The 22,379-nt window shown below is 66.3% G+C and carries 20 protein-coding genes and 2 riboswitches; of the genes, 9 read left to right on the forward strand and 11 right to left on the reverse strand.

Annotated features, from left to right (window positions below):
* Window positions 1-10 precede the first annotated feature (10 nt).
* The 10 genes from L0976_RS28700 to acnA form a co-directional block, all read right to left on the reverse strand.
* Window positions 11-1,585, reverse strand: coding sequence for an amino acid ABC transporter permease/ATP-binding protein (locus tag L0976_RS28700; protein WP_304951717.1), 1,575 nt, complete (start codon window positions 1,583-1,585; stop codon window positions 11-13).
* A gap of 72 nt (window positions 1,586-1,657) precedes the next feature.
* On the reverse strand, window positions 1,658-2,464 hold the full coding sequence (locus tag L0976_RS12110; RefSeq protein ID WP_203316827.1) for an ABC transporter substrate-binding protein: 807 nt from the start codon (window positions 2,462-2,464) through the stop codon (window positions 1,658-1,660).
* 817 nt (window positions 2,465-3,281) lie between these two features.
* Complete coding sequence (locus tag L0976_RS12115; RefSeq protein WP_234187529.1) at window positions 3,282-4,298, reverse strand: aldose epimerase family protein; 1,017 nt, start codon at window positions 4,296-4,298, stop codon at window positions 3,282-3,284.
* 90 nt (window positions 4,299-4,388) lie between these two features.
* The gene (locus L0976_RS12120) at window positions 4,389-4,841 is read right to left on the reverse strand and encodes a GNAT family N-acetyltransferase (protein ID WP_234187530.1); all 453 of its coding nucleotides are present in this window, start codon (window positions 4,839-4,841) and stop codon (window positions 4,389-4,391) included.
* A 3-nt stretch (window positions 4,842-4,844) separates the two neighbouring features.
* On the reverse strand, window positions 4,845-5,768 hold the full coding sequence (gene metA, locus L0976_RS12125) for a homoserine O-succinyltransferase (RefSeq protein ID WP_203316830.1): 924 nt from the start codon (window positions 5,766-5,768) through the stop codon (window positions 4,845-4,847).
* A 59-nt stretch (window positions 5,769-5,827) separates the two neighbouring features.
* A riboswitch (SAM riboswitch) is annotated at window positions 5,828-5,905 on the reverse strand.
* Window positions 5,906-5,972: 67 nt separating this feature from the next.
* Complete coding sequence (locus L0976_RS12130; protein WP_234187531.1) at window positions 5,973-7,799, reverse strand: ABC-F family ATP-binding cassette domain-containing protein; 1,827 nt, start codon at window positions 7,797-7,799, stop codon at window positions 5,973-5,975.
* Between the two features lie 3 nt (window positions 7,800-7,802).
* A complete protein-coding gene (locus L0976_RS12135) occupies window positions 7,803-8,462 on the reverse strand; it encodes a thiamine diphosphokinase (RefSeq protein ID WP_234187736.1) in 660 nt (219 codons plus the stop codon).
* Window positions 8,463-8,675: 213 nt separating this feature from the next.
* Window positions 8,676-9,050, reverse strand: a complete 375-nt coding sequence (locus tag L0976_RS12140) for a DUF2794 domain-containing protein (protein WP_203316832.1) — start codon at window positions 9,048-9,050, stop codon at window positions 8,676-8,678.
* Window positions 9,051-9,387: 337 nt separating this feature from the next.
* Window positions 9,388-10,143 carry a thioredoxin family protein gene (locus L0976_RS12145; protein WP_203316833.1) on the reverse strand — a complete coding sequence of 252 codons (756 nt, stop codon included), beginning with the start codon at window positions 10,141-10,143 and terminating at the stop codon, window positions 9,388-9,390.
* A 161-nt stretch (window positions 10,144-10,304) separates the two neighbouring features.
* The gene (acnA, locus tag L0976_RS12150; protein ID WP_234187532.1) at window positions 10,305-12,998 is read right to left on the reverse strand and encodes an aconitate hydratase AcnA; all 2,694 of its coding nucleotides are present in this window, start codon (window positions 12,996-12,998) and stop codon (window positions 10,305-10,307) included.
* 266 nt (window positions 12,999-13,264) lie between these two features.
* Here acnA and ccmA point away from each other — a divergent pair, with 266 nt between their 5' ends.
* The 9 genes from ccmA (at window position 13,265) to L0976_RS12195 (ending at window position 21,665) form a co-directional block, all read left to right on the forward strand.
* Window positions 13,265-13,912 carry a heme ABC exporter ATP-binding protein CcmA gene (gene ccmA, locus L0976_RS12155; RefSeq protein ID WP_234187533.1) on the forward strand — a complete coding sequence of 216 codons (648 nt, stop codon included), beginning with the start codon at window positions 13,265-13,267 and terminating at the stop codon, window positions 13,910-13,912.
* Window positions 13,909-14,568 carry a heme exporter protein CcmB gene (gene ccmB, locus L0976_RS12160; protein ID WP_203316836.1) on the forward strand — a complete coding sequence of 220 codons (660 nt, stop codon included), beginning with the start codon at window positions 13,909-13,911 and terminating at the stop codon, window positions 14,566-14,568. Before ccmA ends, ccmB begins: the two co-directional genes overlap by 4 nt.
* Before the next feature lie 72 nt (window positions 14,569-14,640).
* Window positions 14,641-15,411 carry a heme ABC transporter permease gene (locus tag L0976_RS12165; RefSeq protein ID WP_234187534.1) on the forward strand — a complete coding sequence of 257 codons (771 nt, stop codon included), beginning with the start codon at window positions 14,641-14,643 and terminating at the stop codon, window positions 15,409-15,411.
* On the forward strand, window positions 15,408-15,575 hold the full coding sequence (gene ccmD, locus L0976_RS12170) for a heme exporter protein CcmD (protein ID WP_203316838.1): 168 nt from the start codon (window positions 15,408-15,410) through the stop codon (window positions 15,573-15,575). The genes L0976_RS12165 and ccmD overlap by 4 nt, the downstream gene beginning before the upstream one ends.
* Window positions 15,572-16,186: a DsbE family thiol:disulfide interchange protein gene (locus tag L0976_RS12175; RefSeq protein WP_234187535.1), complete on the forward strand. Its 615-nt coding sequence runs from the start codon at window positions 15,572-15,574 to the stop codon at window positions 16,184-16,186. The genes ccmD and L0976_RS12175 overlap by 4 nt, the downstream gene beginning before the upstream one ends.
* Before the next feature lie 261 nt (window positions 16,187-16,447).
* Window positions 16,448-16,559: riboswitch (TPP riboswitch) on the forward strand.
* A gap of 39 nt (window positions 16,560-16,598) precedes the next feature.
* Entirely contained in the window at window positions 16,599-17,606 is a 1,008-nt protein-coding gene (gene thiB, locus L0976_RS12180; protein WP_234187536.1) for a thiamine ABC transporter substrate binding subunit, read from the forward strand.
* 1 nt (window position 17,607) lies between these two features.
* A complete protein-coding gene (gene thiP, locus L0976_RS12185; RefSeq protein WP_234187537.1) occupies window positions 17,608-19,233 on the forward strand; it encodes a thiamine/thiamine pyrophosphate ABC transporter permease in 1,626 nt (541 codons plus the stop codon).
* Complete coding sequence (gene thiQ / locus L0976_RS12190) at window positions 19,226-19,945, forward strand: thiamine ABC transporter ATP-binding protein (RefSeq protein WP_234187538.1); 720 nt, start codon at window positions 19,226-19,228, stop codon at window positions 19,943-19,945. The genes thiP and thiQ overlap by 8 nt, the downstream gene beginning before the upstream one ends.
* A 214-nt stretch (window positions 19,946-20,159) precedes the next feature.
* Window positions 20,160-21,665, forward strand: a complete 1,506-nt coding sequence (locus L0976_RS12195) for a M48 family metalloprotease (protein WP_370643646.1) — start codon at window positions 20,160-20,162, stop codon at window positions 21,663-21,665.
* Between the two features lie 88 nt (window positions 21,666-21,753).
* Here L0976_RS12195 and L0976_RS12200 read toward each other — a convergent pair whose 3' ends face one another.
* On the reverse strand, window positions 21,754-22,305 hold the full coding sequence (locus L0976_RS12200; protein WP_234187539.1) for a GNAT family N-acetyltransferase: 552 nt from the start codon (window positions 22,303-22,305) through the stop codon (window positions 21,754-21,756).
* Between the last annotated feature and the right edge of the window lie 74 nt (window positions 22,306-22,379).

Genomic DNA, 22,379 nt, shown 5'->3' on the forward strand with positions numbered 1-22,379 from the left:
GCGGGAGCGATCAGAGGATCTGATCGAGGAACAGTTTCAGGCGATCGGACTTCGGATTGTCGAAAATCTCCGACGGCGTGCCCTGCTCGATGATGCGGCCCTGGTCCATGAAGACGACGCGGTCGGCGACGCGGCGGGCAAAGCCCATCTCGTGCGTGACGACCGCCATGGTCATGGGGCTGCCATCCGCGGAGGGGCGGCGGGCGAGGCTTTCCATGATCTCCAGCACGCCCTTGACCAGTTCCGGGTCGAGCGCGGATGTCGCCTCGTCGAAGAGCATGATCCTCGGGCTCATGGCGAGCGACCGGGCGATGGCGACACGCTGCTGCTGGCCGCCCGACAGGCGGGCGGGCAGCGAATCCAGCTTCTCCCCGAGACCCACGCTGCGGAGCGCGCGGATGGCGATCTGCCGGGCCTGCTCGTGGTCGATATGGCGGACCTGCTCCAGTGCGAACATGACGTTGCTGAGGGCCGACATGTGCGGGAACAGGTTGAAGCTCTGGAACACCATGCCGACATCGGCGCGCAGGGCATTCAGCGGTCCCTCCCTGGTCGGGAAGGGCTGGCCGAAGATGTCAAGCGTGCCCCCATCCACCGGCTGGAGCCCGTTGATGCAGCGCAGCAGCGTGGACTTGCCCGAGCCGGACGGTCCGATCACGCACACGACCTCGCCGGTCCTGATCTCGAAGCTGACATGGTCGAGGGCGCGGAAATGGCCGAAATCGACCGTCAGGTCCTTCGCCTCCACCAGCACCTCGCCGGCAGCGGCAGTCCGGCGCGCCGCCTGTGATACCGGTAGAGCCGGCGTTTCCGCGCTTTCGACGGCGGGGGCGGCGGCCTCCGCCTGCCGCCTGCGGGCGAAGAACGCGCGCAATGCCGCGGGCAGGACGGGCCGGCCGTTGCGCATTTCCTTGTCAAGATAGTTCACCAGATGCGTCATCGGGACGGTGATGACGAGATAGGCGATACCGACGGCGACCAGCGGCGACAGGTTGCCGGTGCGCTGGGAAATGTCTTGGCCGATGCGATAGAGCTCGCGCTCGCTCACCATCAGGCCGAGCACGAAGATCAGGCTCGAATCCTTGATGATGTTGATGAACTGGTTGGTCAGCGCGGGAATGACCCGGCGGATGCCCTGCGGGAAGATCACGCGGTACATCGTGCGGTGCTTGTCGAGCCCGAGCGAGCGGGCCGCTTCCGTCTGGCCCCTGTCGACGCTCTGGATGCCGGCGCGCAATATTTCCGCGATATAGGCGCTGGCGACGATGCTGATCGCGATGATGCCGTAGGGATAGGGATTCTGCCCGAAGGGCCGGAAACCGGCGAAGGGCAGGCCCTGCCCGACGATGAAGATCGTGACGATGGCAGGCAGGCCGCGGAAGATATCGATATAGACCTTGGCGGCGACGCGCACGACCGTCACCTGCGAGATCGCCATCAGCGACAGGGGCGCGCCGATGATGATGCCGATGATCGTCGAATAGAGGGAGATGGTGAGGGTGTTGTAGTAGCCGACGCGCAGGATATCGGGGACCACCTGCAACATGTAGGAGAGATTGAAGAATGTATCGAGAATCCCTGACATGTGGTCTCCTGCGGGAACGGGCATCGTATCGTACGACGGCCCCGCGCGGGCGTGGCCGTCGTAATGCGAGGATCAGCGGGTCGGCATGAAGTCCGGGCCGGGCAGCGTGGGAACGCTTTCCCCGACCCATTCCTTGTAGATCTTCGCGTAGGTGCCGTCCTCGATCATGTCGGCGATCGCCTTGTTGACGGCGGCCAGCAGGTTCGGGCGATCCTTGGCCACGCCGATGCCGGCCGGCTGGTCGTCGTTGGGGATGGAGACCACGACCGAGAGCGGACGCTGCGAGGACGCGACATAGGTCGCCGCCAGCCCGCCGTCGAAGAAGGCCGTGTCGACCTGGCCGGACTGCAGCGAGATGAGGAGCGCGGCTGAATCCGGGAACGGAACGATCTGCGTATCCTTGTAGGTCTCGTTGGCATAGGTTTCCTGGATGCTCGCGGCGATGACGCCGAGACGCTTGCCGGCAAGGCCTGCCTCGTCCTTGATGCCCGAATCCGAGGGCGTCAGGATCGTGTAGGAACCGACGAAATGCGGGCTGGAGAAATTGATGATCTCCTTGCGCGGGATCGTGATGGAGTGCGAGCCGGCCGAGATATCGCAGACATGGTTGGCGACCGCCGCGAAGATGCCCTCGAAGACGGAGATGCGGTATTCCGCCTTCAGGTCCAGCCGCCGGGCGATGTCCTTCGTGAAGGACACTTCGTAACCCTGCATTTCGCCATCGATGACCGACGACATCGGCGCATTCGCATCGGTAACGCAGACGGACAGCGTGCCGGGATTGTTCAGTTCCAGATCCGTGCCCTGAGCGAGAGCCTGGCCGGACCAGGCGACCAGGATCGTGCCGGCTGCGAGACGAAGGAGTCCATTGCTTGCCATGTGCGTATTCCCCTTTTTGATGGCGTGCGGTGGCTGCTGCGATCACGGCCTCGGCCGTGCGAGCCATCCCGACGTTAGCATTTGTAATTAGTGTGTCAATAATTGATAATTACATTCCGATGTCGTTTTCGCGGTCCTGCATGGCCTGAAAATCCACCGGAAAAGCCCGACGCATGCAGGAGCCGGAAGTGGCGCATCGTCCTTCATGGTGACGCGGTCGAACTATCCGGCGGTCAGCGCAGTGAGACCCTCGAAGCAGCGGAAGCGGTTCTTATGTCACGCGATCCTGCCACCGGCTGGTTCGCAAGTCGCCGCAGCGAAGATGAGGCCGCCATGGATGTAGCATCGGCAAAAGCTCCGACGCGAAGGCCCGGAGGACGTCAAGCCGAGCAGGACAGGTCCTCCGCGCCTGACGGACGAGCAGTTCACCCTCTTAAATTCTCCGAGAGCACGGGCCACGCTTGATCATCGGCTGGACTTGGCCAGAAGCAACTCGGCCGCCAACCCGATGATAATACGGGTCGCACATCGCTGGGGTCGGGAATGCGGATCGCACCCGCATCCTCGGCCAGCCGGGCACGTTTCAATCCAAGCCCCCGTACAGGAGCCGGTCAGCAGGAAGCGGATGGCGGCGAGGCCGGTGGGATGCTCACCCTCCATCTCAGTCGCGAGCATCTTTTTCCGAGCTTCTCGATCGCAATGCGGCTGCCGCTCGCGCAGTGGGCTCGCGATCTTCCGACCACCTTGAAGTACCGGCATGGTCATCCGCGAGGATGGTGGGGGCCAGCCTTGTCCTGACTACGCGGGCCGAGCACGCTCATGCGCGGCGGAAGATGTAGTCCGTTTCCTGCCGCAAGGTCTCGCCCGGCCGCAGCACCGCGGGCGGAAAGTTCTCGTGGTTGACGGCGTCCGGCCAGACCTGGGTTTCCAGGCAGAAGCCGGCGAAGGGGCCGTAGCGGCGGCCGCCGAGGCCGGGGGCGGGTGGGTTCACCTTCGCGCCCGTATAGAGCTGCACGCCGGGTTCGGTGGTCAGGACCTCGAGCGAGATGCCGGAGAGGGGGCTGCGCACCGCACCCACCGGCCGCTTTGCCTGCCGCTCCCGCGAGAGGCAGAAATTGTGGTCGAAGGCGACGCCGCCCGGCTCGACCTGGCGGCGCATCGGCGTCCAGCCTGTGAGGTCGAAAGGCGTGCCGGCGACCGGGCGGATCTCGCCGGTCGGGATGAGGTTCTCGTCGACGGGCAGGTAGTGATCGGCGGCAAGGCGGATGTCGTGGCCGAGCGCGTCGGCGCTGCCGTCGAGGATGAAATAGCTGTGCTGGCAGAGGTTGACGGGCGTCGGCGCATCCGTCGTCGCCTCGTAGGTCACGGAGAACACGCCGTCGCCGGGTAGCCGGTAGGTGCAGGCGATGGCGCAATTGCCGGGATAGCCGGCGCGGCCGGCCGGATCGGTCAGCGTCAGGGTGACGAAATCCGCGCCCTGCTGCGCGACCTGCCAGGTCTGCCGGCCGGTTCCGTCGCTGCCGCCGTGCAGGTGCGTCACGCCGCGCTCGTTGCATTCGAGTTGGTAGGCAATGCCGTCGATGGAGAACCGGCCGCCGCCGATGCGGTTGGCGCAGCGGCCCGGCGTCGCGCCGAAATAGGGGGAATGGTCGAGATAGGAGGCGAGATCCTCGAAACCCAGCACGAGCGGAGCATCGTGCCCCGCAAGCCTGAGGTCCTGGATGATGGCGCCGAAGGTCAGCACATGCGCCGTCAGCCCGCCACCGGAGATCGCGATGCGCTCGACCGCCCCGCCCTTTTCGAGGCGCCCGAAGATTTCATTTCCTGCATCCACGCCTCTGTCTCCTCGCCAGCGAACTTGCGCTGCCAGCCTGCTGCGATTCCCGCAGGCCCGCAACTAAAAAATCATACTTTTTAGCCGCCTTCAGAAGGTCTTCTGATAGACGATGAAGGGCGTCTTGTCGGCGATGCGATCGTAGAGACGGCGGGCGGTGGCGTTGAATTCCTGCGTCATCCAGTAGACCTCCGGCGCGCCTGCTTCCTTCGCCTTGGCATAGACGCCCTCGATCAGCGCCCGGCCGATGCCGCTGCCGCGCACCTCGGGGTCGGCATAGAGATCCTGCAGGTAGCAGATGTTGCCGATGGTCCAGCAGGAACGGTGGAAGAGGTAATGCGCAAGGCCGACGGGCCTGCCGTCGAGCGTGGCGAGGAGGCCGCGATATTCGCCTTCCGCCGCCACGCCGGTCAGCCGGGCGAAGGTGCTGGCGAAGATTTCATCCGGCAGCACCGTCTCGTAGAAGGCGAGATAGGCGGTCCACAGGCGCCGCCATTCGCCTTCATCGTCTTCATGCAGGGGGCGAATGACGATGCGGCTCATGGGTCAGGCTCCCGTTCCGATTTCTTCAAGGTCGTAGGGCGTGGTCTGGTAGATCTCGTTGATCCAGTTGCCGAACAGCAGGTGCGCGTGGCCGCGCCAGCGGTTCTGCGGCGGCAGCGACGGATCGTTGTGCGGGAAATAGTTCTTCGGCAGCTTGATCGGCACGCCGGCCGAGACGTCGCGGAAATATTCCTCGGCGAGCGAGGTCGAATCATATTCGACGTGGTTGAAGATGTAGAGCCGGTTGCCCGCCTTCTCCTGCACGAGGCAGACGCCCGTCTCGTCGGAATCGAGCAGGATGTCGAGTTCCGGCACCGCGCGGATGTCCTCGATGCGGATTTCCGTCCAGCGCGAGACGGGAACCTCGAAATTGTCCGAGAAGCCGTTGAGATAGACCGACGAGGGCTTCCGGTTGTGGTGGCGGTAGACGCCGAAGGCCTTCTCCTCCAGCGTGCGCTTGGGCACGCCGTGGAAATGATAGATCGCCGCCATGGCGCCCCAGCAGACATTGAGCGTCGAATGGACATTGGTCTTCGTCCAGTCGAGGATCTGCTTCATCTCGTCCCAGTAGGTGACGTCCTCGTAGTCGAGGGTCTCCACCGGCGCGCCGGTGATGATGAAGCCGTCGAACTTGCGGTGCTTCACCTCCTCCCACGTATCGTAGAAGGCGAGCAGATGGTCTTCCGACGTATTCTTGGCGCGGTGGCCGCCGACGCGCACCAGCGACAGCTCGACCTGCAGCGGCGAGGCGCCGACGAGGCGCGCCATCTGCACTTCCGTCTTGATCTTGTTCGGCATGAGGTTGAGCAGCCCGATCTGCAGCGGGCGGATGTCCTGCCGGATCGCCACCGTTTCGGTCATCACCCGCACACCCTCGTCGACGAGGGTCTGGAAGGCAGGGAGCGTATCAGGAATCTTGATGGGCATGTTTCAACTCGATCCAAAACAAAACCGGCCGCAACGATGTCGCAACCGGTCCACGTAAGGCTCTTCCTCGCGCGGCCCTTTAGCGACTTGTTTAACGTGGCTGCAAGCCGGCCGGCCAAATCACCACGAGGTTCCTAGATAACGCTCCTGCGCGCGCGAATCAATCCGGCAGCTTTCTGCCGGCGGCGGGCGGGACGAGGCTCCTCAGCCCTCCAGCTCCTCGCGCAGCATTTCCAGCTCCAGCCATTCCTCTTCCATCTTCGTCAGGCCGTCGCGCAGCGTCTCCATCTCGGCGGCGAGCCGATTGAAGGTGGCGGGGTCCTTGGCGAAGAGGTTCGGATCGGCCATCTTCGCCTCGCGGGCGGCGATCTCCTTCTCCGCCTTCTCCATCTCCTTCGGCAGGTTTTCGAGGGTGAATTTCTGCTTGTAGGAGAGTTTTGCCTTGCCCCTGCCGTCCGTGGGACCGGCGGAGGGCGTATCGGCAACCTTCGCCTTCTCGGCCTTTTCCGCCTTGCGCTTCTCCTCGATCGCGCCGCGGCGCTGGGCCATCATGTCCGTGTAGCCGCCGGCATATTCGATCCAGCGTCCATCCGGGTTTTCCGGATCGGCCGGCGCGATGGTGGAGGTGACGGTGCGGTCGAGGAAGTCGCGGTCGTGGCTGACGAGGAGGACCGTGCCGGCAAAGCCCGTGACGAGTTCCTGCAAGAGGTCCAGCGTCTCGATGTCGAGGTCGTTGGTCGGCTCGTCGAGGATGAGCAGGTTCGTCGGGCGCGAGAGGATGCGGGCCAGCATCAGCCGGGCACGCTCGCCGCCCGACAGGTTGCGGATGGGAGTGCGGGCCTGTTCCGGCTGGAACAGGAATTCCTTCATGTAGCCGGTGACATGACGCTGCTCGCCATTGACCAGGAGCGTCTCGCCGCGCCCGTCCGTGAGGTAGTGGGCGAGCGTGTCGTCGAGGTTCAGGTCCTCGCGGCGCTGGTCGAGCGTGGCGATTTCCAGGTTCGTGCCGAGCTTGACCGAGCCGCTGTCGGGCGCGAGTTCACCGGTCAGCATCTTCAGCAGCGTCGTCTTGCCGGCGCCGTTGGGGCCGACGAGGCCGATGCAGTCGCCGCGGTGGACACGGATCGAGAAGGGCGCGACGATGGTGCGCTCGCCGTAGCTCTTGGTGATCTTCTCCGCCTCGATGACCAGCTTGCCGGATTCCTGCGCGTCGGAGGCGCTCGCCTGCACGCTGCCCTGCGGGCCCTTGTGGCCGCGGTAGCGGGCGCGCAGGTCGTGCAGCGCGCCGAGGCGGCGCATGTTGCGCTTGCGCCGGGCCGTCACGCCGTAGCGCAGCCAGTGCTCCTCGCGCTCAATGGCCTTGCCGAGCTTGTGCTGTTCCAGCTCCTCGGCCTCCAGCACCTCGTCGCGCCAGGCCTCAAAATGGGCAAAGCCGCGATTGAGACGGCGCGACTGGCCGCGGTCGAGCCAGACGGTGGCGTTGGAGACTTTTTCCAGGAAGCGGCGGTCGTGCGAGATGACGACGAGGGCCGAGCGGGTCGATTGCAGCTCGCCTTCCAGCCATTCGATGGTGGGAAGGTCGAGATGGTTGGTCGGCTCGTCGAGGAGCAGGATGTCCGGCTCCGGCGCCATGACGCGGGCGAGCGCCGCCCGGCGCGCCTCGCCGCCCGAAAGCGACTTCGGGTCCTCGTTGCCGGAAAGGCCGAGATGTTCGAGGAGATAGGTGACGCGGTAAGGGTCGTCGCTCGGGCCGAGGCCCGCCTCGGCATAGGCGGCGACGGTGTCGTAGCCGTCGAAATCGGGGGCTTGGTGCAGGTAGCGGATCGTCGCGGAGGGATGGCGGAAGACCTCGCCCGACTGCGCCTCGGCAAGCCCGGCGGCGATCTTCATCAGCGTCGACTTGCCGGAACCGTTGCGGCCGACGAGGCAGATGCGCTCGCCCGGCTCCACCTGCAGGCTCGCGCCTGACAGCAGCGGCGTGCCGCCGAAGCTGAGGAAGATGTCGTCGAGTTTGAGAATGGGCGGTGCCAAGGGTCAGGCTCCTGAAAAGTCATAGGGCCGGGCGATGAGGAGCGCGCGGCCGGAGGCGAGCGAAAGGCGGATCGGGCCTTCCGCGACATTGGAGATGGTGCGGGACGAGCCGAAGGGCAGCGAGAAATCGGCGAGAGGATAGCGCACGTTGTCGATGAAGAGGCCGGAGAGCGGCGAAAGGCCGAGGACGGAGAAGAGGCTGTGCTTCGGCAGGTCGATCTCGCGCGTGCCCGGCAGCAGCGGCCACGCCTCCTCCTCGCCCGAGGTGAGCTTGATGGAAAAGCCCTCCTCCTCCAGGAAGACGGCATGGACGAGGTGCATCATGGCGTGATCGCTGCGCTCGCCGCCGAGCGCGCCGGCAAGGACGATCCTGCGCGCACCCCGTTCGGCGGCGGCGGAGACCGCGATGGCACCGTCCGTCTCGTTCTTGGCGGCCGGCCAGGGCTGCCGCTCGACATCCGGCCAGGCAGCGATGAGTTCGGGCGGGGTGGAATCGAAATCGCCGACCCACAGTTCCGGCGTGACACCGAGGCAGGCCGCGTGCCGCATGCCGCCATCCGCCGCCACGACGCGCGCGCCGGCCATGTCCGCGCGAAGACGCGGCGTCACGGTGAGCGCGCCGCCGAGGAGGACGACGAAGGTCTGGTCTGTGGTTGCCGGCATGGTCATGGCTGATGCCCTTAGCGCATGTTTCCGGGAAAGGGAAAGATTTTGGCGGCCGGAACCGGCGGACGGCACATGGCGCATTCGTCCGCGCGCGGCTCCCGCTCGGGCAAATGCCGGATGCTCCCTAGGAAAGCAAGGGTGTGCCGGGCGGCGGATCCTCGGGTTAACCCCGGGACAGCGGCGGCGGGCGGGGATCGCGAGACGGAAGCCTTACGTCTCGACGAGACGGAGCACCTTGTCGAAGACCTTCAGCACCTGCTTCAGCTCGTGGCCCCGCTTGAGGATGGTGCCGTGCTGGTTGATGACGCTGTAGGCACCCTGCTTGGCGGCGAGCTTCGGGTTCTTCTCGATGCGGTAGAGCGGCATTTCGCCGGAGCGCTTGAAGACGGAGAAGACCGCCCTGTCGCGCAGGTGGTCGATGGCGTAGTCGCGCCACTCACCCTCGCCGACCATGCGACCGTAGACCCAGAGGATCGCATCGAGTTCCCGGCGATGGAAGGTCACCGGCAGCGGGTCCCTGCTGTCCCGGTATTCCCTGAGGTCGACCACCACGTTGGGCGCCTGCAAATCCGGCTGATCGGTCATCGAATCTCCGCACCTCGTCTGTGACGGCACGGTGACAGTGTGCCTGACCGGCGCCGAAATGCAAGGCGGAGGGGGCAGGGCATGCGTTTTCGCAAAAATCCGTATCGCCGCATTTCAGACAAACAGAAGCCCGAATTAAAGGAGAGAGTTCGCCCGTCGCCGCCATGCCGGCCGGCTGCCTGTGCGGGAAGCCGGTCTGGTATGGCAAGCGTCTGTCGAGGCTGCCCTGTATTCCGTTGCCGGCAGCTTCGTCCCGGTCCGGTTCGTGTTTCTTCGAACCCTCAAGCCCCAGCCCCTCGAAGAAGCCGGACCGGACCTCCCCATCGGGGAGGTTTGCTCAGCGGGAAGCGCGCTCGCCCGTCAGCACCCTCGCGCCGAGGATGGCGCCGGGCGTGTCGGCGCTCTTCATGCGCTGGATCAGCACGGCGCAGCCGCCGGCCTTCTTTTTCTTCTTCAGCATGTCGGCGGGAAGCACCAGGTTGGTCTCCTTGCCTTCCCACATGCCGATCGTTTCCATGTCCGTCACGGAGTGCCAGTAGTTCACCGTCTTGCCGCGGTTCTCGCCCTTGTCGATGTCGATCGTGCGTTCCTGCTCGAAATAGGCGATGACGATGTTGGCCTTGCCCTCGCCCGGGCCCACGCGGATGCGCAGCTCGTCGTTCTTCACCTCCACGTCGACCGGCACCTTCAGCCCCTTGCCCTCATCCGGCATGGAGGCGATGCGCGCGCGGATGCCTGTTATGTCGGCGCCGTTGATGTGCTCGCGGCCGTTCAGCACGGCCTGCGGCGTGTAGACGCCGTTGCGGCCGAACATGCGGGCATAGGCATATTGCCGATCGGTATTGTCCTTCGAGGCGAGCGTGTCCGTCCAGCCGAGATAGTTCCAGTAGTCGACGTGATAGGAAAGGGCGACGACCTTGCCTTCGCGCGCCAGCGTTTCGAGCGCCTTGTCGGCGGGCGGGCACGAGGAGCAGCCCTGGCTGGTGAAAAGCTCGACGACGCCCTTCGGCGCGCCCGCGTCCTGCGCATGGGCGGCGCCGGCCCCGAGCGCCAGCAGGATCGCCAGACATTCCGGTATGTGCGGTCTCGGCATGGTCATTCCCAATGGAGCGCCGGCCATGGCCAGCCTTTCGGGCCCGTCTTACGCCCTTGCCGCTTCAACAGGAAGTCACGATGGAGTGAGATTTTTCCGGCCGAAAACGAAAGATGCCGGGGCTTTCGGCCCCGGCACTTCGTTTCTCGGGCTGAACCCGCTCAGGCTGCGAGGTCGCGCAGAACGGTCTGCAGGATGCCGCCGTTGTTCATGTAGGTGACCTCGTCCAGCGTATCGATGCGGCAGAGGAGCGGAACCTCCTTCACCGTGCCGTCGGAATAGGTGATCCTGGCGATCTTCTTCTCGCGCGGCTTGATGTCGCCTTCCAGGCCCTCGATCGTGACGATCTCGTCGCCCTTGAGGTCCAGCGAGGCCCAGGTCGTGCCGTCCTCGAAGACGAAGGGCACGACGCCCATGCCGACGAGGTTGGAGCGGTGGATGCGCTCGAAGGACTGTGCGATCACGGCCTTGACGCCGAGAAGGTTGGTGCCCTTGGCCGCCCAGTCGCGCGAGGAGCCGTTGCCGTATTCGACGCCGGCGAAGATGACGAGCGGAACGCCCTCGGCCTTGTACTTCATGGCCGCGTCGTAGATCGACATCTCTTCCTTGGTCGGATAGTGGATCGTGTAGCCGCCTTCCTTGCCGTTCGGGCCGAGCATGTGGTTGCGGATGCGGATATTGGCGAAGGTGCCGCGCATCATGACTTCATGGTTGCCGCGGCGCGTGCCGTACTGGTTGAAGTCCGCCACCGCGACGCCGTGACCCGTAAGATACGCGCCGGCCGGCGAGGCCGCCTTGATCGAGCCGGCAGGCGAGATGTGGTCGGTGGTGATCTTGTCGCCGAAGAGGCCGAGGACGCGCGCGCCCTCGATGTTCTTGAGGCCCGAGCCGGTCTTGCCCATGCCGACGAAGTAGGGCGGGTTCTGCACATAGGTCGACTGGTCGTCCCAGGCGTAGGTCTGTCCCGCCGGCACCTGCACGGCCTGCCAGTTCTCGTCGCCCTTGAAGACGTCGGCATATTTGGCGGCATAGAGCGCGCGGGTGACGTATTTCAGGATGAACTCCTGAATTTCCTGCGAGGTCGGCCAGATGTCCTTGAGGTAGACCGGATTGCCGTCCTGGTCCTCGCCGAGCGGCTCGCTGGTGAGATTCTTCTGGACCGAACCTGCGAGCGCATAGGCGACGACGAGCGGCGGGGAGGCGAGGTAGTTCGCCTGCACGTCCGGCGAGATGCGGCCTTCGAAGTTGCGGTTGCCCGAGAGGACGCCGGCGGCGATCAGGCCCTTGTCGTTGATCGTCTTGGAGATCGGCGCCGGCAGCGGGCCGGAATTGCCGATGCAGGTCGTGCAGCCGAAGCCGACGAGGTTGAAGCCGAGCTTGTCGAGGTCGGCCTGCAGGCCCGACTTGGCGAGATATTCGCCGACGACCTGCGATCCCGGCGCCAGCGACGTCTTGACCCAGGGCTTCGTCTTCAGGCCCCTGGCGACCGCGTTGCGGGCGAGAAGGCCGGCGGCGATGAGGACCGACGGGTTGGACGTGTTGGTGCACGACGTGATGGCGGCGATGGCGACGTCGCCATGGCCAAGGTCGTAGTCCGTGCCCTCGACCGCGTAGCGGTTCGCAAGCTGGCCGGGCTTCTTGTAGTCGTTGTCCATCGACGCGGCGAAGCCGGAGGCGATGTTTTCGAGCGGGATGCGGCCTTCCGGGCGCTTCGGGCCGGCCATGGCCGGAACCACGTCGCCGAGGTCGAGTTCGAGCGTGTCGGTGAAGACGAGGTCGGAGCCGTCGCCGTCACGCCACATCCCTTGAGCCTTCGAATAGGCTTCGACGAGGGCGATGCGCTGCTCTTCGCGGCCGGACATGGTGAGGTAGTTGACGGTCTCGCCGTCGACCGGGAAGAAGCCGCAGGTCGCGCCGTATTCCGGGCCCATGTTGCCGATCGTCGCGCGGTCGGCGAGCGTCATGTTGTCGAGGCCGGGGCCGAAGAATTCGACGAACTTGGAGACGACGCCCTTCTTGCGCAGCATCTGTACGACCATCAGCACGAGGTCGGTCGCCGTGACGCCTTCCTTGAGCTTGCCGGTCAGCTTGAAGCCGATGACCTCGGGCAGAAGCATGGAGACCGGCTGGCCGAGCATGGCGGCTTCCGCCTCGATGCCGCCCACGCCCCAGCCGAGAACGCCGAGGCCGTTGATCATGGTCGTGTGGCTGTCCGTGCCGACACAGGTATCCGGGTAGGCGACGATCTCGCCGTCTTCTTCCTTGGTCCAAACCGTCTGGCCCAGATATTCCAGATTGACCTGGTGACAGATGCCGGTGCCCGGGGGAACGACGCGGAAGTTCTTGAACGCCTGCTGTCCCCACTTGAGGAAGCGGTAGCGCTCGCCGTTGCGCTGGTATTCCAGCTCGACGTTGCGGGCAAAGGCGGTCGGCGTGCCGAATTCGTCGACGATGACCGAGTGGTCGATGACGAGATCGACGGGCACGAGCGGGTTGATCTTCTCCGGGTCGCCGCCAAGAGAGACCATCGCGTCGCGCATCGCCGCAAGGTCGACCACGGCGGGAACGCCGGTGAAGTCCTGCATCAGAACGCGCGCCGGGCGATAGGCGATCTCGTTTTCGACCGTGCCCTTGTTCGTCAGCCATTCGGCGACGGAAAGGATGTGCTCCTTGGTGACCGAGCGGCCGTCCTCGAAGCGCAGCAGGTTCTCAAGAAGCACCTTCATCGAGTAGGGCAGCTTCGAGACGCCGGCAAGGCCGTTCGCTTCGGCCTTCGGAAGGCTGTAATACACATAGTCGGTGCCGTTGACCGTAAGGACCGAACGACAATTGAAACTATCCAGGGACTTGGACATCTTTTACCCCGTCTCGTCTGGCGCCAGAAAGCTGACGTACGAACGCCCGTGCGCGTTTAGCGCGTATGGGATGCGGGTGCGGTCATTTCCGCTGTCCGTACGCGGAAATCATTCCCGTGTTCGGCGCTTGGATGAAATTCACGCCGACCGCTGGCGTGTTGCGGGCGTTATAGATAATTTCTAAGAAACGATCCAGACTGCCCGGCGGTAAATCGGGACAATTTTTTTGCATTGCGACCAAGGTCGTAAAGGGAAAGTGAAGTGACATGCGGCTCGTCGCCGAAGCATTGAGCGCCAGACGCGGCGAGGACCTGATTTTCCAAGATATTTCCTTTGAAATCGATGGCGGTGAAGCGCTTGTCGTCAAGGGGCCGAACGGCTCCGGCAAGTCCACGCTGCTGCGTGTCCTGGCGGGCCTCCTGCCGGCCCATTCGGGGACCGCGGAACTCCTTGCTGCAGCGCAACCGGTCGGGCGGCTCGGCGAGGCCGCGCACTATCTCGGCCACCGCAACGCGATGAAGCGGGAACTCACCGTCGAGGAGAACCTTTCCTTCTGGAAAACCTTCTTCGGCGACCTTGCCGGCGGCACGGGCGTTTCGGTCAACGAAGCGGTCGAGGCGGTCGGCCTCGGCAGCATCGCCCACCTTCCCTTCGGCTATCTCTCGGCCGGCCAGCAGCGCCGCATGGCCATGGCCAAGCTCCTCGTTTCCTGGCGCCCGGTCTGGATCCTCGACGAGCCGACCGCGGCCCTCGACGCCGCCGCCGAGACCATGTTCGCCGGCCTCGTCAACGCCCACCTTTCCCGCGGCGGCATCGCGCTTGCCGCAACGCACCAGCCGCTCGGGCTGGAGGACGTGAAGGAACTGCACATGAAGGGCTTCGAGCCTGCCTCCTATGCGGGAGAGTGGGCATGATCTCCCTCCTCCTCCGCGACGTGAAACTCTCCGTGCGCGCCGGCGGCGGCGCACTGGTCGGCGTCCTCTTCTTCATGACGGTCGTCGCCGTCATTCCCTTCGGCGTGGGGCCGGATCTCAATCTCCTCGCCCGCATCGGCCCCGCCATCCTGTGGATCGGCGCGCTGCTCGCCTCCCTCCTCGGCCTCGACAGGCTGTTCCAGGCCGAGCGCGAGGACGGCTCGCTCGATCTTCTCCTCATGCAGGAGACGCCGCTGGTGCTGACGGTCTTCGTCAAGTGCCTCGCCCACTGGATCGCGACCGGCCTGCCGCTCGTCCTCGCCTCGCCGCTGCTCGGCCTCTTCATGAACATGGACGAGACGGCCATCGGCGCGACGACGCTGACCCTTCTGGCCGGCACGCCCGCCATCACCTTCATCGGCGCGGCGGGCGCGGCGGTGGCCGTGGCGCTGCCGCGCGGCGGCCTGCTCGTCTCCATCCTCGTGCTGCCGCTCGCCATTCCCGTGCTGATCTTCGGGGTGAGCGCGGTCTATGCGGCGATCCAGGATCCCGCCCCCTTCCTGCCGCCCTTCCTCATTCTTGTCGCACTCAACCTGTTCTTTGCCGTCATCGGCCCGGTCGCGGCGGCCGCGGCCCTTCGCCTTTCCAGCGACTGACGCGTCAAATTGACAGAAGGCGATTGCGGCAGATCAATTGAAGACCGGGTGCTTCCGCGTTAAAGAACCATCATGAGCGAACCGAGCCTTGCCATCCGCAAATTCACCGACCTCGCCAACCCCACGCGGTTCCTGGCGCTGGTCGCCATCGTCTGGCCGTGGCTTGCCGGGCTGACGCTCTGTCTCTTTGCGGTCGGGCTCTACCTCTCCTTCGCGACGACGGGTGACTACCAGCAGGGCGAGACGGTGCGCATCATGTATGTGCATGTGCCGACGGCCTGGCTCTCGATGATGTGCTATTCGGTCATGGCGCTCTCCGCGCTCGGCACGCTCGTCTGGCGCCATCCGCTCGCCGACGTCTCGGCCAAGGCGGCCGCCCCCATCGGCGCCTGCTTCACGCTCGTCGCGCTCATCACCGGCTCGCTCTGGGGCAAGCCGATGTGGGGCACATGGTGGGTATGGGATGCGCGGCTGACCTCCGTCTTCGTGCTGTTCCTGATGTATCTCGGCCTGATCGCCCTCGGCCGCGCCATGGACGACCCGACGCGCGCCGCCAAGGTCAGCGCGGTGCTGATCCTCGTCGGCTTCGTCAACATCCCGATCATCAAGTTCTCGGTCGAGTGGTGGAACACGCTGCACCAGCCGGCGAGCGTCATCCGCATGGACGGCCCGACCATCGACCCGGAATTCCTCTGGCCGCTGCTCGTCATGGCCGTCGCCTTCACCATGCTGTTCTTCACGCTGCACATCCTTGCCATGCGCAACGAGATCCTGCGCCGGCGCATCGCGGTGCTGCGGCGACACGCCGCCCGTGCCGCCGGCCGCGCGGGAGGCGCCGCATGAGCCACGCCTTCTACGTCACCGCATCCTATGTCTCGGCCTTCGCCGTCACGCTCGGCCTCGTGCTCTGGGTCTTCATCGACCACCGCGGCCGACGCCGCGAGCTGGAGCAGCTCGAAGCCGCCGGCATCCGCCGCCGCTCCGCGCGCAGCGAGGACGCACGATGAGCGAGAACGAGGGCAATGCCGGGGACGCGGGCAAGCGCACGCGCCTGATCCTTGCCGCGCTGCCGCTCGCGATCTTCCTCGGCCTTGCACTGATCTTCTGGACGCAGCTCAATTCCGGCCGCGACATCTCGGAAATCCCCTCCGCGCTGATCGGCACCAAGGCGCCCTTCCGCGACCTCGAACCGCTCGCCGGCGCCACGAAGGACGGCACGCCTGTGCCGGCGCTGACGGCGCAAACGGCCGCGGGCAAGCTGACGCTCGTCAATTTCTGGGCCTCCTGGTGCGTGCCCTGCCGGCAGGAACACCCGGTCATCCTGGCGCTGTCGAAGGACCCGCGCATCACGGTCGTCGGCGTCAACTACAAGGACGGCAGCGAGAATGCGCTGCGCTTCCTCGGCGAGCTCGGCAATCCTTTCTCGGCCATCGGCCTCGATCCCGTCGGCAAGATGGCGATCGACTGGGGCGTCTACGGCATCCCGGAATCCTACCTCGTCGGGCCTGATGGCACGATCCTCTACAAGCGGGTCGGTCCGTTCGATGACAAGAGTTTGAAAGATGGGCTCTATCCGGCGATCGAGAAGGCGCTCGGGACGCCCGCTGCGGGCGGCTGATCTCCATGACCTAGGGCAATCGCGGAAGCGTTCGCCCCTCATCCGGCCTGCCGGCCACTTGCTCCTTGGCTGCGCGGCGAAGGGGATATGCCGCGCCGTTTTCCTGAACCCGCAACGATGCGCTGGGCAAGTCCCCTCCCCGCTTGCGGGGAAAGGCTCAAGGTGACGGGCAGCCCCGCTGCACGACCGCCGCCGCGCAAGATGCCGCACGGTTTCCGCCGCCACCCCTTGCGCGCCGAAGCGCACGGGATTATGCCTTCTTCCGCTCTAACGGGGTGCCCCGCAGGTTCCGACCTGCCGGCTGAGAGGCGTTCGCCAACCCGAAGAACCTGATCCGGCTCGTACCGGCGGAGGGATTAGACGGCTCAATCCAGCGCCCTATTCCCGTTTGTGACCAGACAAGGAGGCGCTGATGCGCACGGCATTTCTTTCTTCCATCACGGCGCTCGCCGTATCGTTGGCCTTTCCTGCCTTCGCACAGGAAAAGACGCTGACCGTCTACACCTATGAGAGCTTCGTTGCCGAATGGGGCCCGGGGCCGAAGGTCAAGGAGATCTTCGAGAAGACCTGCGGCTGCAAGGTCGAATGGGTCGGCGTCGCCGACGGCGTGGAACTGCTGACCCGCCTCAAGCTGGAAGGCGAGGGCACGAAGGCCGATGTGGTGCTCGGCCTCGACACCAACCTGATCTCGGAAGCCAAGGCGACCGGCCTCTTCGAACCGCACGGCCTGAAGCCGGAAGGCCTCACAGTTCCCGGCGGCTTCTCCGACGATACGTTCCTGCCTTACGACTACGGCCACTTCGCCGTCGTCTACGACACGGAGGCGCTGAAGACCCCGCCGGCAAGCCTCAAGGAGCTGGTCGAGGGCGACCCGTCGGAGAAGATCGTCATCGAGGACCCGCGCACCTCGACGCCCGGCCTCGGCCTGCTGCTCTGGGTGAAGTCCGTCTATGGCGACAAGTCGGCGGAAGCCTGGGCCAAGCTCAAGGACCGCGTGCTGACCGTCACCCCCGGCTGGTCGGAAGCCTATGGCCTCTTCACCAAGGGCGAGGCGCCGATGGTGCTCTCCTACACGACCTCGCCGGCCTATCATGTGATCGCCGAGAATACCGAGCGCTACAAGGCCGCCGCCTTCTCCGAGGGCCATTACATCCAGATCGAGGTCGCCGGCCTGACACGCACCTCCCATGACAAGGACCTCGCCCGGCAGTTCCTCACCTTCATGACGGGGCCGGATTTCCAGTCGATCATCCCGGAAACCAACTGGATGATGCCGGCCGCCAGGACCCGCGATCCGCTGCCGGCCGCCTTCGACGCGCTGGTGAAGCCGGAAAAGACCTTCCTGATGTCGTCGGACGAGGTCGCGGCGAACCGCAAGGCCTGGATCGACGAATGGCTCGGCGCGATGAGTGCCAAGTAGCATGATCTTCGCCCGCGCCGAACGACGGACGCTGGACATCGCCGGGGGCCTTGCCCTCGGCGGCGTGCTGCTCTTTGTCGGCGCGGCGACCGCCCTGCTGCTCGCCCATGCGGGCGGCGGCAGTGGCGCGCCGCTCCTCGATGCCTATATCGGCCGCGTCGCGCGGTTCACGCTGGTGCAGGCGGCGCTTTCGACGCTGCTTTCCATCCTGCTCGCCATCCCTGTCGCCCGGGCGCTTGCCCGGCAACGAACTTTTCCCGGCCGCGTCTGGATCGTCCGCCTCTCCGTCGTGCCGCTCGGCCTGCCGGCGCTGGTCGCCGCGCTCGGCGTCGTCGGAATCTGGGGGCGGCAGGGCGTCGTCAACGATCTCCTGCGCCTTGCCGGCCTCGAAAGCCCGGTTAGTGTCTACGGGCTTGCCGGCATCCTCATCGCCCATGTCTTCTTCAACCTGCCGCTCGCCGCGCGCTTCCTGCTCGCCGCGCTCGACCGCATCCCGCCGGAATACTGGCTGTCCTCGGCCAATCTCGGCATGGGTTCCGGCGCGGTCTTCCGGCTCATCGAATGGCCGGTCATCCGCCGCGTGCTGCCCGGCATCGCCGGCCTCGTCTTCATGCTCTGCGCGACGAGCTTCACCATCGTGCTCACCCTCGGCGGCGGGCCGGCGGCTACCACCATCGAGGTCGCGATCTACCAGGCGCTGCGCTTCGATTTCGATCCCCAGCGCGCCGTGCTGCTCGCCTTCCTGCAGATCGCCGTGACGGCGGCGCTGCTCTGGCTCATCTCGCTCTTCGGCCGCCCGCCGGAGGAAGGCATGACCGCCGGCCGCGCCATCCGCCGCTTCGACGGCCGCCGGCGGCGCGTTCCGGATGGCCTCGTCATCCTCCTCTTCACGCTCTTCACCGCCGCCCCGCTCGCCGCCACCCTCGTCTCCGGCCTTGCCGCCGATTTCGGCCGGCTGGCGGCCGATGCGCAGCTCCACCGCGCGCTCGCCACCAGCCTTGCCATCTCGCTCGCCTCCGCCGCCCTCAGCCTTGCCGTCGCCCTTCCCGTCGTGCTGGTGCCGCGCCTTGCCGAAAGCGGCGACGGCGGGGCGGCGACGCGGCTGATGGGCCGCGCGCTGCCGGCGGTCGGCTCGCTGATCCTGCTGGTGCCGCCGGTCGTCGTTGCCACCGGCTGGTTCCTGATGCTGCGCACCTTCGGCGAGACGGGCCGCTTCGCGCCCTTCGTCGTCACCGTGCTCAACGCGCTGATGGCGCTGCCCTTCGTCATCCGCGTGCTGGAGCCCGCCTATCGCACGCATCTTTCCCGCACCGCGCGCCTCGCGCTCAGCCTCGGCGTCACCGGCTGGCGGCGCTTCCTGCGCATCGACTGGCCGGCGCTGAAGAAACCCTTCCTCACCGCCTTCGCCTTCGCCATGGCGCTGTCGCTCGGCGATCTCGGCGCCGTCGCCATCTTCGGCGCGGAGGGCTTCGTCACGCTGCCCTGGCTGCTCTATTCCCGCATGGCGAGCTACCGCACGGCCGATGCCGCGGGCATCGCGCTGATCCTCGGCGTGCTGTGCCTGCTGCTGACGCTGCCCTCGACCGCCACTGATCGCCAAACCGAAAGACCCGGCTCCGATGCCTGATCCCGCCATTTCCCTTGCCGACGTCACCGTGCGCTTCGCGCAAAAGCGCCTCGCCTTCGACTGCGCCATTCCGGCAGGGGCCGCCGTCGCCGTCGCCGGCCCCTCGGGCGCCGGCAAGTCGACGCTCTTCAACGTCATCGCCGGCTTCGAGAGGCCGGCAAGCGGCAGCGTCGCGCTGTTCGGCAAGGACATGGCCGGCCGCGATCCGGCGGAGCGGCCGGTCTCCGTCGTCTTCCAGGACAACAACCTCTTCGCCCACCTTTCCGCCGCCGACAATATCGGCCTCGGCATCGATCCGGGCCTGAGGCTGGATGCGGCGGGCCGTGAGGCGATCGGCGCCGCGCTCGCCCGCGTCGGCCTTGCCGGCTACGAAAAGCGCCTGCCGGGCTCGCTTTCCGGCGGCGAGCGGCAGCGCGTGGCGCTCGCCCGCGCGCTGGTGCGCCGCCGGCCGATCCTGCTGCTCGACGAGCCCTTCGCCGCGCTCGATCCGGCCATGCGGGCGGACATGGCGCGGCTCATCGCGGAGCTTCATGCCGAGACGAAGAGCACGCTCCTCTTCATCACCCACCAGCCCGAGGACATCAGCCGCCTTGCCGAGCGGGTGCTGTTCCTGGAGGCCGGCTCGATCCTCCTCGATGTACCGGCGGCGGATTTCCTTGCACGCAACGATCCACCTGCCGTTGCAAAATTCCTCGGCCGTTCCGGCATTTAGCGAGGGGAGGGGCGATTTGGCGGGGCGGGGCGCCACAATTTGGTCGCCCCCCTGTGTCACCGGAGCCACAGGAAAACCGTTTGTCGAATCGGGAGTTGCCGGCCGGGTATGGCGCGTCTATCTCATCCGTTCGAAGGCGCGACGATGCGCGTTCGCACCGCAGCCGAGGGCTGTGGCACGGGCGCGGACCCATCAAGGGGCTTGGGCAAGAGACATGGCGAAGGCAACGCAGGAAGCTGCAACGGTATCCGGACGCGGGGTCGCAAGGCCCGTCGCGGCCCTGCTGTTTGCCGGCACGCTGCTGGCCGGCTGCCAGTCCCTCATCGAGCAGAGCTATGAGCCGACGGTCTCGCCCTCTTCCAACCCGCAGATCGTCGAAGAGGTGCAGAAGAACGATCCGCGCGCCCAGATGGGCGCCCGCGAGCATCCGCGCATCGTGGCGAGCTACGGCGGCGAATACAAGGACGCCAAGACGGAGCGGCTCGTCGCCCGCATCACCGGCGCGCTGACGGCCGTTTCGGAAAACCCGAACCAGTCCTACCGCATCACCATCCTGAATTCCCCGGCCATCAACGCCTTCGCGCTGCCGGGCGGCTATCTCTATGTGACGCGCGGCCTGCTGGCGCTCGCCAACGACGCCTCGGAAGTGGCCGCCGTGCTGTCGCATGAAATGGCGCACGTCACCGCCAACCACGGCATCGAGCGGCAGAAGAAGGAAGAGGCCGAGGTCATCGCGAGCCGCGTCGTCGCCGAGGTGCTGTCCAGCAACATCGCCGGCAAGCAGGCGCTGGCGCGCGGCAAGCTGCGCCTTGCCGCCTTCTCGCGCAACCAGGAGCTCCAGGCCGACGTCATCGGCGTGCGCATGCTGGGCGAGGCGGGCTACGATCCCTATGCCGCGGCGCGCTTCCTCGATTCCATGGCCGCCTATGCCCGCTTCACCGCGGTCGATCCCGACGCCGACCAGAGCCTCGACTTCCTGTCGAGCCACCCGAACGCGCCGCAGCGCGTCGAGCTTGCGCGCCTGCACGCCCGCGCCTTCGGGGCGGAGGGCACGATCGGCGACCGCGGCCGCGACTACTACCTCGCCGGCATCGACGGCCTGCTCTACGGCGATGCGCCGGAAGAGGGCTATGTGCGCGGCGAGACCTTCCTGCACGGCAAGCTCGGCATCCGCTTCGACGTGCCGGAAGGCTTCCAGATCGACAACAAGGCCGATGCGGTCCTGGCGACCGGTCCCGGCGACGTCGCCATCCGCTTCGACGGCGTCGCCGACAGCCGCGGCCAGGACCTCGTCAACTACATCTCGAGCGGCTGGGTGACGGGCCTCAAGCCCGAGACCATCCGGCCCATCACGATCAACGGCCTGCCGGGCGCCACCGCCCGGGCCGCCGCCGACCGCTGGGAATTCGACGTCACCGTGGTGCGCATCGACAGCCAGATCTACCGCTTCCTGACCGCCGTGCCGGCAGGATCCAAGGCGCTGGAGCCGACGGCGGCGATCCTCAAGGGCTCGTTCCGCAAGCTGACGGCAGCGGAAACGGCCTCGCTGAAACCGCTGCGCGTGCGCGTCGTCACGGCCCGCCCGGGCGACACCGTCGCCTCGCTTGCCGGCCGCATGATGGGCACCGACCGCAAGCTCGACCTCTTCCGGCTGATCAATGCCATGACCGCGACGAGCACGGTCAAGCCCGGCGAGAAGTTCAAGATCATCGCCGAGTGATTCCGGCCGCCTCTCGTTCGAAGGCGGGATGCTTCCGTGGATTTCCGCGCCGAGCCCGCCTGTGCGAACCCCGGCCCGCCTTCCCGGCCTACGCCATCGTCGCCGGATAATCCGTCGCCGGCGGCTCGGTTTGGGCGCCCTCGCCAAGCGGGCGCTGCATGAAGACGGTGTCGAGCCAGCGTCCGTGCTTGAAGCCGGTTGCGGTCATGCGGCCGCTGTGTTCGAAGCCGGCGGCGGCGTGCACGGCGATGGAGGCCGGGTGCGCGCCGCCGATGACGGCGACCATCTGGCGGAAGCCGAGAGTCGTGCAGCGGCGGATGAGCTCCGCCAGCAGCGCCTTGCCGACGCCCTTGCCGCGTGCGTCCGGCGCGAGATAGACCGAGTCCTCCACCAGCCAGCGATAGGCCGGGCGCGTGCGGAAGGCGGAGGCATAGGCATAGCCGAGGATGAGGCCGGTCTGCTCGACGGCCACGATATAGGGATAGCCCTTGCCAGCGATAGCCTCGAACCGTGCCGCCATCTCGTCGAGCGACGGCGGGTCGATCTCGTAGCTCGCCACGCCGTTCAGCACGGATTCCCGGTAGATTTCGGTAAAGGCGGCGATGTCGCCGGGCACGGCGGTGCGGATGACGAAGCTCATGGATGCCTGCAGGAACGGTTGCGACGGGATGCGCAGCGTTTTGCGGCCGGAATCGCCCGAAAGGCAAGCATAAA

Origin of the sequence: Shinella sp. NM-101, from assembly GCF_021401195.1 — a bacterium.
Classification (GTDB): Bacteria; Pseudomonadota; Alphaproteobacteria; order Rhizobiales; family Rhizobiaceae; genus Shinella.